The organism is Rhizobium sp. 11_C7_N12_5 (genome assembly GCF_051811145.1).
GTDB classification, from domain to species: domain Bacteria; phylum Pseudomonadota; class Alphaproteobacteria; order Rhizobiales; family Rhizobiaceae; genus Rhizobium; species Rhizobium lusitanum.
The window spans coordinates 973688-987026 of the sequence record NZ_JBPWPY010000002.1 but is presented as its reverse complement, the minus strand read 5'-3'; the positions used below and the strand labels follow the sequence as shown (position 1 = coordinate 987026).

The window sequence follows — 13339 nt, the reverse complement described above, 5'->3', positions numbered from 1 at the left end:
TGACGACTTCTGTACGTCCTCGTTCGAGTTTGGATTCATCCATGAGTATCGAAGATACCGAGGCCCGCAAGGCGGACCAGCATGTGGCGCCGCAGGCGGACCACGGCGACCAAGCAAAAACCGTCATCAATTATATCGCGCAGTTGCGCGCGTGGCTCTTTCTTGCCGCGCTGATCGTGACTTTCGAGATCTGGGCCCGTATCGATTTCGGCGGCACCTTCATCGGCTCGAGTTTCAACTGGCAGTCCGTGGCGGTCTTCGCCGTGGCGCCGCTGCTTCTGGCGATAGGGCAGACCTTCGTCATCATATCGGGCGGCATCGACCTTTCGACCGGCTTCATCATGGGGCTCGCGGCCGTCGTTGCTGCCCATATCACCAATGTCGCCGGCCTTTACATGCCCCTGCCCGTGGCAATGGTATTTGGTGTCCTCGTCGCCATGCTGGCCGCGACCGTGCCCGGCTACATCAACGGACTGCTGATCTCGCGTCTTAAGGTCCCGCCCTTCATCGGTACGCTCGGCATGTTCGGCGTTGCCCGCGGCACGGCCTTCCTGCTTGCGGGCGGCACCACCGTGCCGGTCAAGAACTCCTATTTCGCCGAGCTCGGCAACGGCCGCTTCTACGGCGTGCCCTATCTTGTCATCGTCACGCTCGTCTTCGTCCTCATCATGCATTACCTGCTGAGCCAGACGCGCTTCGGCCAACATAATTATGCCATCGGCGCCAATGCGCAGGCCGCGCGCCGCGCGGGCATCGATATCAAATCGCACCTGCTGCGGCTCTATGTGCTCTCCGCTGCTTGCGCCGGCCTCGGCGGCGCGCTCTACGCGGCCCGCTTTACCGCAGGTGCCGCGCAGGCGGGCGAACCGCTGCTGCTCGATAGCGTCGCTGCCGTCGTCATCGGCGGAGCCAGCCTCTTCGGCGGCTCGGGCACCATCATCGGAACCGTCGCCGGAGCGCTCGTCATCGCCGTCATCCAGTATGGCCTCGTCTTCATGAACGTCGAGCCGTTCTGGCAGTTCATCGCCGTCGGCGTCGTCATCATCATTTCGGTGCTCATCGATCAGGCGCAGCGCCGGTTCAGCGGAGCAAAACAGGATGAATAGCGCAACACCCCTTCTCGAAGTCCGCAACCTCTCGCGCTATTTCGGCGCCGTCCACGCGCTCGATAATTGCTCCATGGTCGTCCGTCCCGGCGAAGTCGTCGCCCTTGCCGGCGACAACGGTGCCGGGAAGACGACGATGATCAAGGCGATCTCGGGCGTCTATCCGCCGACGTCGGGCGAGATCCTGATCGAGGGTAAGCCTGTCACCTTCTCTTCGCCGCAGGACGCACGCGAGAAAGGCATAGAGACGATCTATCAGGATCTGGCACTTGCCGACAATCTGACGATCGGAGCCAACATCTTTCTCGGCCGCGAACCGATGAAGAAGCTCTTCGGCTTTCTGCCTGTCCTCGACCGGAAGGCCATGGCGGAGGCGGCGCGCACCACTATGGCGCAGCTCGATTTCCATGTGAAAAGGCTCGACGCGCCGGTCAGCAACTTTTCCGGCGGCCAACGTCAGGCTGTCGCGATCGGCCGTGCGGTCTACTGGAACGCCCGCATCCTGATCATGGACGAGCCGACCGCAGCGCTCGGGGTGCCGGAACAGCGCAAGGTCGTCGCCCTGATCAAATCATTGAAGGCGCAAGGGCGCGGCGTCATCTTCATCTCGCATAATCTGCAGGATATTTTCGCGGTCTCCGACCGGATCGTCGTCCTGCGGCGCGGCATCGTCGCCGGCGAGCGCAATATTGCCGACACCAATCATGAGGAAGTCGTCAAGCTTATGATCGGCGGTTAGTGTAGCAGCCGCACAATCTCGGATCGCGAATGGGAGCGGCGACGGTGGCATGCTGTCGCCGCTCTGACTATTTGGGCACTTTCGGTGCTTGGTCGCCGTCCCATGAAATTGCATTCATAGGCTGGCCAGAGGGCCGGAAAGTCGATGATCGGCGGATAAACGATGCGGCCGGGAGCTGTCGAATTGCCGCCCGACACCACGAACTGCATCCGTTTTAAGCAGCACTGATTATTGCCTTGCAAACACGCATTGGCTGTGCCTGTATATACAGCCAACGGCGGCTGGGTTGACTATGCAGATTATCACTTCCAATGATGCGGCAGCGCTTTTGAAGGATGGGATGACCGTCGCCGCCTCGGCTTTTGGCGGGTGCTGCCATCCTGAAGCCATCTCGGCCGCGGTGGAGCAACGCTTTCTGGCGGAAGGCGGTCCCCGCGGTCTCACGCTGCTGTTTGCGGCGAGCGCCGGTGATCGCAAGACGCGCGGCATGGGCCACTTCGGGCATGAGGGCCTCGCGAAGCGCGTCATTGCCGGTGGATGGCGCGGCACGCCACGGCTCGGGGAACTGGCGCTTGCGGAAAAGATCGATGCTTATTGCTGGCCGCAGGGCGTGATCGCACAGCTCTATCGCGCCATTGCTGCCGGCCAGCCCGGCGTCGTGACCCATATCGGCCTTGGCTCCTTCATGGACCCGCGCAATGGCGGCGGTCGCATGAATGAGAGCACCACCGAAGAGCTGGTGGAGCGCATCAGCCTGCGCGGCCGCGACTGGCTGCTCTATCCTTCCATGCCCCTCGATTGCGTACTTTTGCGCGGCACGACGGCCGATGAAGACGGCAATATCACGCTGGAGGACGAGGCCTTTCCGGTCGATGTCCTCGCCATGGCCCAGGCCGGCCGCAACTCCGGCGGCATCGTCATCGTCCAGGTCAAGCGCATAGCCGAGCGCGGCTCGCTGCCGGCCGCCGATGTCCGCATTCCGAGCATGCTTGTCGACTATGTCGTCGTTTGCGACGATCCAACCCAGCACGGCATAAGTTTCGGTGAAGCCGATAACATAGCCTATACCGGCCGGCTGCGCTCCGCCGTCAGCCAGTTGCCGCCCCTGCCCTTGACTGTCGACAAAGTCATCCAGCGCCGCGCCTTTCATGAGCTGCTCGGCCGGAAGGGCGCCACGATCAATCTCGGTATCGGCATTGCCGCCGGCATCGGCCGCATCGCCAGCGAAGAGGCCTTCGACGACTATACGGTCACGATCGAATCCGGTGTTATCGGTGGCATCCCGGCCGAGGAGCTTTCGTTCGGGGCGGCCGTCAATCCGAGCGCCATTATCGCGCAAGCGTCTCAGTTCGATTTCTATGATGGCGGCGGCCTCGATCTCGCCTTTCTCGGCATGGCCGAGGTCGATATCCGGGGCGCGGTCAATGTCAGCCGCTTCGGCAAGACGATCGTTGGCGTCGGCGGCTTTACGAATATCGCGCAGACCGCCGGTTCGGTCGTCTATATGGGCTCCTTCTCCCATGGCGGCGCCGATATTCGTGTTGCCGACGGAAAGCTTTCTATCGTTGCGGACGGGCACAGCTGCAAGATCGTCGACGAGGTGGCGCAAGTGAGCTCCGATCCTCATGCGGCACCTGTTGGGCAGCGGCAGATTGTCGTGACCGAGCGCGCCGTCTTCCATGTCATCGACGGCAGGCTGACGCTGACGGAAGTCGCGCCGGGCATCGATGCGAGAACGGATGTCATCGAGCGTCTGCCCGCGGGCGTCGCCATCGCCGACAGGCTGGTGCTGATGGATACACATCTTTTCCATCCGTCCCCGATGAAGGATTTCGCCCATGAAGATTGACGGTGCCGTCGTCATCGTCACGGGGTCGGCGACCGGCGTCGGCGCATCCTGCGCCCGGGTATTTGCCGAGAAGGGTGCAAGGGTCGTCGTCAACTACAGCCGCAGCCGCGACGAGGCGGAGGAAACAGCGTCTGTCTGCAGGGCAGCCGGGGCAGAGGTCGAACTTGTCCAGGCCGACGTGTCGGATGATGCCGCCTGCCGAATGATGGTCGCAAGGGCCGTTGACCGCTGGGGGCGGCTCGATGCGCTCGTCAACAATGCCGCCGTGACAGTCAAATCCGATCCCTTCGATCTCGAGACCCTTTCGGCCGACGATTTCCAAACGGTCTTCGGCGTCAACGTGGTCGGCGCCTACCAGATGTGCCGAGCCGCCCTCCCCGCCATGCGGGCAAACGGAGCCGGCGCGATCGTCAACGTGTCTTCGAACGTTGCGTTTACCGGTGGCGGCTCCTCGCTTGCCTATACCGCCTCCAAAGGCGCGCTCAACGCGCTTACGCTGGCGCTTGCCCGCACCTGCGGACCGGAGATTCGCGTCAATGCCGTCTGCCCCGGTGTTATCGATACGCGGTGGATGCGCCAGACGCTCGGCCCGGATGCCTATGAAGCGCTCACGGCGCGGTTTTCCGGCACGGCGCCGCTCGGGCGGGTTGCGACACCGGAAGATGTCGCCGGAGCGGTGGTCTGGTTGGTAGAGGGTGCCGACTTCATCACAGGCGAATTGCTGCCGGTCGATGGCGGCATCCGGCTCGCCGGCGGCACCCGCAAGCCGGCCACCAAGGCTGAGGATTGATCATGGCGATATCCGCTCGATCGTTGATGGAGTTTCCGATCCCCGAGGCGCGGCAGACGGTGAGCGCGCGTGATGCCATCCTCTATGCTCTCTCAGTCGGATACGGAACAGAACCGCTCGACACGGCGCATTTGCGCCGGGTGCTGGAACGGGATCTCTTGGTAGTGCCGACCTTGGCAAATGTGGTCGCCCATGCCGGTCCGTGGATGCAGGATGCGGGTGTCAACTGGCAGCGGCTGGTCCATGCCGAGCAGCGGCTGACGATCCATCGCCCCCTGCCCCTCGATAGGCCCCTGCTCTCGCGATCGCGCATGCTCTCGATCGTTGATCGCGGTGTTGATAAGGGCATGTTCGCGACCTTCGAGCGGTCGATCGTGACATTGCCCGAGGAGACACCCATCGCAAGCATCGTTCAGACGAATGCTTGCCGGGGCGATGGCGGATGCGGATCGGCAGGAGTGCCGCTTGACCCGCTAATGCCTGTTCCGGAGCGCGTCGCCGATGCGATGTTTGCGATCAGGGTCCCGCGGGACGCGGCCCTTCTCTATCGTCTGAACGGCGATCTCAACGCTCTCCACGTCGATCCAGCCTATGCCGCCCAAGCCGGGTTCCCGCGTCCGATCCTTCATGGCCTCTGCACCTTCGGTTATGCGGGCTACGCCATTGGCCGCACGCTGGGGGCCGAGGGTATCGCGGATGTGGGCTTCATCGCCGCTCGCTTTACATCAGTGGTATTTCCCGGCGACAGGCTGGAGGTCGATATCTGGCACGAAGATCGCGAGGTTTATTTCCGGGCACGTGTGCCGGAGCGCGGGGTGACGGCGCTCGACTATGGAAATGCGAGGCTGTCATGACGGGACCCAAGCCAAAACCGCCTGGCGACGCGCCGCATTATCTGCGGATCAAGGAACGGATCATGGGTTTGATTGCCGAAGGCAAGTTCAAGCCCGGCGACCGCGTCTTTTCCGAAAGCGAACTGGTATCCTCTTTCGGCGTCAGCCGCATGACCGCCAATCGCGCTTTGCGCGAGCTGATGTTCGAAGGCGTGCTGACACGCTCCGCCGGTCTTGGAACCTTTGTGTCCTCGCAGCGTCACGATATCGACCTGCTGCAGATCAAGAACATCGCTGACGAAATCTCCGGCCGGGGCCACCGCCACGCCACCAATGTACTGATCGCCGACCGCATCAAGGCGGATGCGAATGTGGCGCAGTCGCTCGATCTTAAGCCCGGCATCGAAGTCATGCACACCCTCATCGTGCATCTGGAAGACAACCAGCCGATTCAGGTCGAGGAACGCTATGTCAATCCGATCGTCGCGCCGGATTATCTTGCCAATGATTTCCGCTCGATTACCCCGAACGAATATCTGACGCGCGTCGCACCGATCACCGAATTCGAGCATTTCGTCGAAGCTATCAAGCCCGACGCCGCGGTCAGAAAGCTGCTGGGCGTCAAGCCTGACCAGCCCTGCCTGCGCGTCTTCCGCCGGACCTGGTCCGGCGACGCCGTCGTGACCTGTGCGCTGCTCACCTATCCCGGCGACAAGTATCGGCTGGAGGCCCGCTCCGGCAAAGATCGCAGGAAACCCATCGCACTTCTTGGAGGCAAGCAGGAATGAGCAAGACCGGCAGCATCGTATCCTTCGCCGGCACTCCCCCGGCGGTGAGCGACATTGTCGCCATCGCGCGCCGTAATGCCAGGATCGCGATCTCACCTGATGTCGAAGAGAAGATTCGCGCCGCGCGCACTGTCGTCGACCGCTATGTGGCGGCCGATCTGCCGGTCTACGGCCTGACGACCGGGCTCGGCGCCGGTGTCGATACCAAACTTGCCACGGATGATCTCATCGCCTTCCAGATGCGCGTACCGCTGGCGCGTGCGGTCGGTGTTGGGGCGGCACTGCCACGCGAGGCCGTGCGGGCAATGATGGCGGTGCGGGTCGCCGGCATGGCAGCCGGCGGCTCGGGTGTCTCGCTGCCGGTGTTCTGCGGTCTTGTCGCTGCGCTGAATGCAGGCTTCCATCCGGTCGTCCCCTCTCTCGGCTCGATCGGCGCCGCCGATCTTGCACCGTTGGCGCATATGGGCCGGGCGCTGTTGGGGGACGGCGAAGCTGAAGTCGGTGGCGTCGTGATGGCGGCCGGAGAAGCGCTTAAAAAGGCCGGGCTGGAACCGCTGCTCATCGCGCCGAAGGACGGCCACGCCCTCGTCGTCGCCAACAGCCTGTCGGTCGGCAAGGCCTGCCTCTGCCTGGAGGATGTCGAGCGGCTGTTCGACTGGTCGCTTGCGGCCGTGGCGCTGAATTTCGAAGCATTCCGCGCCAATGTCACTGCCTTCGACGACCGGGCAATGGCGGCAAGGCCGGCTTTCGGCCAACGCGCGGCCGCAGCCAGGCTGCGCGACCTGCTTTCCGGAAGCTCGCTGCTTGTCGAAGGCGCGGCGCGACGCCTGCAGGATCCCCTAAGCTATCGTTGCGCCCCTCAGGTCTGGGGCGCGCTTCTTCATGCAATCGGCGAAGCCCGTGAGGTGACCGAGATCGAAATTGCCAGTTCGGGTGACAATCCGGTCGTGCTCACCGACGAAGGTCTCATCCTGTCGCACGGCAATTTCGACATGACCGCCTTCGTGTTGGCCTGGGAGCGCCTCGGCCAGGCGCTGGCGCATTGCGCGGCCGCGACGGCCTACCGAACCATGAAGATCATGTCGGCTGCCATGTCCGAGCTGCCACGGTTCCTCACGCCGTTCGGCCAGAGCCGCACCGGTTTCGCCACGGTGCAGAAAACCGTCTCGGCGCTCGAAGCCGAGATACGCCATCTCGCCGCGCCGATCTCGCTCACGCCGATCCCGGTGGCCGATGGCGTCGAAGATCAGGCATCGATGGCACCGAGCGTTCTGACGAAGACGGAAGCCATCATCGAGCGGCTGCGCTATCTCGTTGCCATCGAGCTCATCGCGTCGGCGCAGGCCATCGAGCTGCGTGGCGTGCAGGGGGAACTGGGCGCGGGTACGCAGCAGGCCTATCGGCAGGTCCGCGAGCTTGTGCCGCCGCTCGACGAGGACCGCGCCCAGGGGCCGGATTTCCTGAGACTATCGGAATTCATAGGAAGCACCCCTCAGAAGGAGGGCATCGCCCTTCATCAATGACAAAGAGCCAAAAGGCCGCAACCGATTTGAATATAGACCAACGAATCCAGAGGGAAAAATGAGACTATCGATCCTGTCCACCATAGCCGCCGCCGTGATGGTTGCCTCCGCAGTCAGACCCGCCGCAGCCGAGCCGATCAAGGTCGGCAGCAAGAACTTCACCGAGCAATATATTCTTGCCGAAATGTATGCGGCACTGCTTGAGAAAGCGGGCTTCCAGGTCGAGCGAAAGATCAATCTCGGCGGCACGCTGATCGCCCATCAGGCCCTGACCACGGGCCAGATCGATCTTTATCCGGAGTATACGGGCACAGCGCTCTCCTCCGTCGTCAAGGGAACCATGTCCACCGATCCGGACAAGGTCTATAACGAGGTCAAGGACTTCTACGCCAAGAACTATAATCTCACCTGGCTGAAGCCCACCGGCATCAACAACGGCTATGTGATCGTCGTCCGCAACGAAACTGCGGATGCCAATAATCTCAAGAGCTTGTCCGATCTTGCTAAAGTGGCAAATACGCTCGTCTTCGGCGGCGGCGCTGAATTTCCCGATCGTGCCGACGGCCTGCCCGGCCTGAAGCGCGTCTACAATGCGGAATTCAAGGAGTTCAAGCAATTCGCCAAGCTTGGCCTGCGCTATGACGCGCTTTCGCAAAAGGATATCGACGTCGCCAATGGTGCCGCCACCGACTGGCAGATCGGCGCCCAGGGCCTCACGGCACTTGACGACGACAAGGGCCTCTTTCCGCCCTACTATGTCGCCCCGGTCGTTCGCCAACAAGTTCTGGACGCAAATCCCAAGCTGAAGGACGTGCTGGAACCGCTCGGATCCCATCTCGACAACGCAACCATGCGCGTCCTCAACGCCAAGGTCGAGACCGATCACGAAGAGCCCAAGGATGTCGCAGAGGCATTCCTGAAGGAAAAGGGCTTGCTGCCCTGATGATCATCGAAGCGGCAGGCTGGTTCGTACCTGCCGCTTCGCTTTCCGCAGACCCGCGCGGCCTGCACCCCTCGATAACCCGGCGCAGCCGGCAACTGGCCTGGAGAACGGCAATGCAGGAAATCTGGATCGACTATCTGAACGCCATCGATACGAAAGCCCTGGCGCTTTCCAACGATGAAATTCTTGACGCCGTGACCAAGGCGCTCGATGCGCAGGGACGCGGTGAGACGGTGATCAAGCCTCGTGTCCACCTCGTTCCCGAGAGCTCCGACAAGGGCCACTTCAATGTGTTGCGCGGCTATGTGAAGCCGCTCGATTACGCGGGCGTCAAAGTCGTCGGCGATTTCGTCGACAATTACAAGCAGGGCCTGCCCTCGGAACTGGCCGTGCTCAACCTGTTCGATCCGCGCACCGGGGTGCCGAAGGCGATTATCGACGCGACTGCAATCACCGATATGCGCACGGGTGCCGTCACGGCCATCGGCGCTCGCCATCTCGCCCGCAAGGACAGCAAGATACTCGGCCATATCGGCGCGCGCGGCACCTCCTATTGGAATGTCCGCCTGCTCGATCACCTCTTCGATTTCGACGAGATCCGCGTGCATTCGCGCCGCCCGGAAAGCCGCGATGCCTTCGCCGCACGACTGGAGAAGGACCTCGGTAAGAAGATCATCGTCACGGACAACTGGGAAGACTGCCTCAAGGGTGCCGACATCATGATCGAGGCAAGTCGCCTGCCCGAGCCGACGCCGCTCTTCAAGACTGCCTGGGTGAAGAAGGGCGCCTTCGTCGTCCCCTACGGCACGATGAGCGCACTCGAATTCGACTTGACCGACATCATGGACAAGGTCGTGGTCGACGATTGGGGCCAGTGCGGCCCCGGCCGTCCGTTCGGCGCGCTGCGCCGCCATGTCGATGAAGGCAAGGTGACGGCCGAGACGCTGCATGCCGAGATTGGCCAGATCGTCTGCGGCGCCAAGTCCGGTCGCGAAAGCGACGACGAAACCATTCTCTTCTGGCATCGTGGCCTCAGCACCACCGATGTCGCGCTGGGTGCCGCGATGGTCGACAAAGCCAAGCGGATGAACATCGGCCAGCGCCTTCGTTTTGCGTGACTGCCATGACACGCCCTTCTTCAGCCATTGCCTGCTCGCGAATGTACAATCTCAGTCCGAAAATATCCGGGCTGTGGGATCGCCTGTTTGGCTGGCTTTCCAGCCACTCCGGCGTCGATCTTGAGGTCATCGCCCATGCGGCGCCTGCGCCGTTGTCGGCGCTATGGGCACGGCCGGACATGGGCGCCGTCTTCATGTGCGGCTTTCCGTTTTCAAGGCTCGCAGCCGCTGAGCGTCCCATGCCGCTGGCAGCACCTGTTTCCCTGGCGGATTGGGGAGAAGAGCGGCCGGTCTATGCAAGCCATATCGTCGCCGCTCACGACAAACCGCTCACGGAATCTGACCTTTCGGCCGTGCGCTGGGGCTGGACCGTGCGGGACTCGCAGTCCGGCTATAACGCACCACGAGAGTTCGTCGCCGCGCTTGGGAACGGACGTTCGGTGCGCGAGACCGTCGGCCCGCTCCTCAATCCGCGCGGCGTGGTCGAGGCGATCGGCGCGGGTACGATCGATGTCGGAGCGATCGACGCCTATGCCTATCAGCTGCTTGAGATGCACGAACCCGACATGATCGCGCCGCTGCGGGTCGTTGCAACGACAAGGCCTGCGCCCTTCCCGCTTCTCGTCGCCGCCAGGCAACAGTCTCCCGAGACGATCGCCGCGCTTCAAGGCGCACTTCTTGGTGCGCATCGAAACCCGGAAGGGCGGGATATTCTCCGCTCGCTCGGCCTTGCCGCCTTCGCCGAGCCGGATATCGCGGCCTATGAGCAGCTTCCGGCAAGAGCCCGCGCTATCGACGTAGCTCTCGGAGGGGCATGGTGAAGCTCCGATACACTTGTTGCCGCCGCGAGGGAGCTCGCCCATGAAGTGGGTTCCAAAGAATTTCGGCCGTTTGGCCGAGGCCCTGCTGGAACATCTCTACCTCGTCTTGTCCTCAGTCGGGATTGCTCTGGTGATCTCCCTGATCGTCGGCATATGGGCCGCGCGCAGGCCGCGAACCTTCGGTGCCATCGTCATCGTGACCGGTGTTCTGTTCGCCGTCCCGAGCCTCGCGCTTTTTGCTCTCCTCATCCCCGTGCTCGGCATCGGCGCCGCGCCCGCCATCACCGGCCTTGCCGCCTATTCGTTGATGATCCTCATTCGCAATATCGGGCTCGGCTTTCAGGCCATTCCGCGCGACGTGCTCGATGCGGCCAACGGCATGGGATATGGCACGCCAAGGCGCATCTGGGAGATAGAGTTGCCGCTCGCCGTGCCCTTCGTCGTTGGCGGCATTCGCATTGCGATCGTAACAGTCATCGGTATCGCCACTGTGGCCGCCTACATCAATGCCGGCGGTCTCGGCGTCATCATCTTCGAGGGTATCGACCAGCGCTTTCCGGAAAAGATTCTTGCAGGCGGCCTGCTCACTTCGGCATTGGCGCTTTTTGCCGATTACCTTTTCGCGTCACTCGAAAAATACCTGCGCCGCCGCAACGGAAGGCAGGCGGCATGATGCTGATCGATGCCATCAACTGGATTTCCCAGAACCAGAACACCTTCTTCAGCGCCTTTAACCGCCATGTGCTGATGTGCGCCATATCGCTCGGCATTGCCCTCGTCATTGCGATACCGCTCGGCTTTCTCGTCGCGCGGGCGCCGCGCGCCGCCTTCGTCGCCGTCAATATCGCCGGCTCGCTGCGTTCCATTCCGAGTCTTGCCATTCTGTCGGCGGCGATGCCCTTTCTCGGCATCGGGCTTTTGCCCTCGGTCATCGCGCTGATCGTGCTGGCGATACCGCCGCTGCTGCTCAACACCATCATCGGCATAAGGGAAATCGACCCGGCGCTTCTCGATGCCGCCAACGGCATGGGCATGGGGCGACGCAATATTCTCTGGCAGATCGAGTTTCCGCTGTCGGTGCCTTCGATCCTTACCGGCGTGCGCACCAGCGCCATTCAGGTGATCGGCGGTGCGGCACTCGCCTCCTTCATCGGCGGTGGCGGGCTCGGTGATTTCATCAATGCCGGCATCGCCATCATGAACATGCCGCGCCTTCTGGTCGGCGCCCTTCCGATCGCGCTTCTCGCCATCGCGGCCGAACTCGTCTTTGTACGGCTCGAGCGATTTTTCACTCAAAGACGATGACTGCAAAGGGCGCTTGATATGATCAGACTGGACAAGGTCACGAAGAACTACGAGGGAAGCGGGCGCCACGCCGTCGACGGTCTCGATCTCATCATCGAAACGGGCACGACCGTCGCGTTGATCGGCCCTTCCGGCTGCGGCAAGACCACCACCATGCGCATGATCAACAGGTTGGAAACACCGACCGCCGGCCGCGTGCTGGTCAATGATCGCGACGTGGCCGCGACCGATCCGAAGGAGCTTCGCCGCAGCATCGGCTATGTCATCCAGCAGGTCGGCCTGTTCCCGCATATGACGATCGAGCGCAACGTCGCGACCGTCCCGCGCCTGCTCGGCTGGGACAAGGCAAGGACGGACCGCCGCATCGACGAACTTCTCGAACTGGTCGGCCTCGATCCCTCGATTATGCGCAGGCGCCTGCCGCATGAGCTTTCCGGCGGCCAGCGCCAGCGCGTCGGCTTTGCCCGGGCACTGGCTGCCGATCCCGCCATCATGCTGATGGACGAGCCCTTCGGCGCGATCGATCCGATTACCCGCGTGCGTCTGCAGGACGAGTTCCGGCAGATCCTGAAAAAGGTCAGCAAGACGGTCGTCATCGTCACCCACGATATCGACGAGGCGATCAAGATGGGCGACCGCATCGCCATCATGCGCGATGGACGCCTGCTGCAATATGATACGCCGGAAGCGATCCTGGCGCGGCCGGCCAACGAGTTCGTCGAGAGTTTCCTCGGTCCGGACAGGGCGATCAAGCGCCTGCGCCTGATTGCGGTCGCGAGCGTCATGGCACCGCCCGCGCCTCAGGCTTCCGCCGTATCCATCAAGCCCGACGCCAGTCTTCATGATGCGCTGGCGCTGATCCTGGCAGGGGATCTGCCCGGTCTTGATGTCAGGGCAGAGAGTGGCGAAACGATGGGGTATCTCTCCCGCGGGGCGGTGCTTTCCGCGCATAGGTAGGGCAGTCAAGTCCGCTTTGAGGGCCGTGATTGGCATGGACTCTTGGAAACGAGTGCGCGCATAATCTACATTGAAATCAAAGTCCATCTGCATGGATGGTGGCCGTGGCCACTAACGTCAATGATCCGGAGGCGGATGCGCTAACGCGCAAGTTTGCGCACATGGCTGGCGTCGCCATTTCCGAAGCGATCGTTATCGCTACGAAGGAGGCGATCGCATCGGCTAAAAACCCTATGACCTCGCCGATCGCCGTGCTGGAAGCAGCGCTTGGCCTTGCCCGTCCGGATAAATTCGATCTCTCGGTGGAAGCAGTAGAGTCCCTGCTTCTGGAATTCATGGACGAGCGCGGTATTGAAATCTGTGATCTGCCGCCGGCGCGGGAAACAACCCGTCTAGCGCTTGCGGCGGCGCACCGCTATCGCTCTGAACGTCATGGGCTCAATCTCGGCGATTGCTTGCATTACGCCTGCGCCAAATATTATGGCGCACCGATCCTCGCGACGGCAGAGGAATAACGCCAACGGGAAATAGTAAAAGCAAATCCCCGCCGTGGCTCACACAGCGGGG

At 62.4% G+C, this 13339-nt stretch carries 14 protein-coding genes; all 14 read left to right on the top strand.

What is annotated here, in order from left to right:
• The first annotated feature begins 41 nt into the window (after positions 1-41).
• The 14 genes from AB8B29_RS23610 to AB8B29_RS23545 all read left to right on the top strand — a co-directional run bounded on the left by AB8B29_RS23610 (position 42) and on the right by AB8B29_RS23545 (position 13287).
• A complete protein-coding gene (locus AB8B29_RS23610; protein WP_037200216.1) occupies positions 42-1106 on the top strand; it encodes an ABC transporter permease subunit in 1065 nt (354 codons plus the stop codon).
• Positions 1099-1845, top strand: coding sequence for an ATP-binding cassette domain-containing protein (locus AB8B29_RS23605; protein ID WP_037200215.1), 747 nt, complete (start codon positions 1099-1101; stop codon positions 1843-1845). The genes AB8B29_RS23610 and AB8B29_RS23605 overlap by 8 nt, the downstream gene beginning before the upstream one ends.
• 292 nt (positions 1846-2137) lie before the next feature.
• Entirely contained in the window at positions 2138-3694 is a 1557-nt protein-coding gene (locus tag AB8B29_RS23600; RefSeq protein WP_113102430.1) for a CoA-transferase, read from the top strand.
• Positions 3684-4484, top strand: coding sequence for an SDR family oxidoreductase (locus AB8B29_RS23595; protein ID WP_113102431.1), 801 nt, complete (start codon positions 3684-3686; stop codon positions 4482-4484). Before AB8B29_RS23600 ends, AB8B29_RS23595 begins: the two co-directional genes overlap by 11 nt.
• A 2-nt stretch (positions 4485-4486) precedes the next feature.
• Entirely contained in the window at positions 4487-5338 is an 852-nt protein-coding gene (locus AB8B29_RS23590; protein WP_113102432.1) for a MaoC/PaaZ C-terminal domain-containing protein, read from the top strand.
• Positions 5335-6105: a histidine utilization repressor gene (hutC, locus tag AB8B29_RS23585; RefSeq protein WP_037200205.1), complete on the top strand. Its 771-nt coding sequence runs from the start codon at positions 5335-5337 to the stop codon at positions 6103-6105. Before AB8B29_RS23590 ends, hutC begins: the two co-directional genes overlap by 4 nt.
• Positions 6102-7628 (top strand): HAL/PAL/TAL family ammonia-lyase, encoded by a 1527-nt coding sequence (locus tag AB8B29_RS23580; protein ID WP_037200203.1) that lies wholly within the window; start codon positions 6102-6104, stop codon positions 7626-7628. The genes hutC and AB8B29_RS23580 overlap by 4 nt, the downstream gene beginning before the upstream one ends.
• Positions 7629-7725: 97 nt before the next feature.
• Entirely contained in the window at positions 7726-8571 is an 846-nt protein-coding gene (locus AB8B29_RS23575) for a glycine betaine ABC transporter substrate-binding protein (protein WP_376774289.1), read from the top strand.
• Positions 8572-8684: 113 nt separating this feature from the next.
• On the top strand, positions 8685-9689 hold the full coding sequence (locus tag AB8B29_RS23570; RefSeq protein ID WP_037200266.1) for an ornithine cyclodeaminase family protein: 1005 nt from the start codon (positions 8685-8687) through the stop codon (positions 9687-9689).
• Between the two features lie 41 nt (positions 9690-9730).
• Entirely contained in the window at positions 9731-10510 is a 780-nt protein-coding gene (locus tag AB8B29_RS23565; RefSeq protein ID WP_037200199.1) for a phosphate/phosphite/phosphonate ABC transporter substrate-binding protein, read from the top strand.
• A gap of 40 nt (positions 10511-10550) precedes the next feature.
• Positions 10551-11183: an ABC transporter permease gene (locus tag AB8B29_RS23560; RefSeq protein ID WP_439006726.1), complete on the top strand. Its 633-nt coding sequence runs from the start codon at positions 10551-10553 to the stop codon at positions 11181-11183.
• Positions 11180-11815: an ABC transporter permease gene (locus tag AB8B29_RS23555; protein ID WP_037200195.1), complete on the top strand. Its 636-nt coding sequence runs from the start codon at positions 11180-11182 to the stop codon at positions 11813-11815. Before AB8B29_RS23560 ends, AB8B29_RS23555 begins: the two co-directional genes overlap by 4 nt.
• Before the next feature lie 18 nt (positions 11816-11833).
• Positions 11834-12772: an ABC transporter ATP-binding protein gene (locus AB8B29_RS23550; RefSeq protein WP_037200193.1), complete on the top strand. Its 939-nt coding sequence runs from the start codon at positions 11834-11836 to the stop codon at positions 12770-12772.
• A gap of 104 nt (positions 12773-12876) precedes the next feature.
• Positions 12877-13287: a type II toxin-antitoxin system VapB family antitoxin gene (locus AB8B29_RS23545; protein WP_439006725.1), complete on the top strand. Its 411-nt coding sequence runs from the start codon at positions 12877-12879 to the stop codon at positions 13285-13287.
• Positions 13288-13339 lie beyond the last annotated feature (52 nt).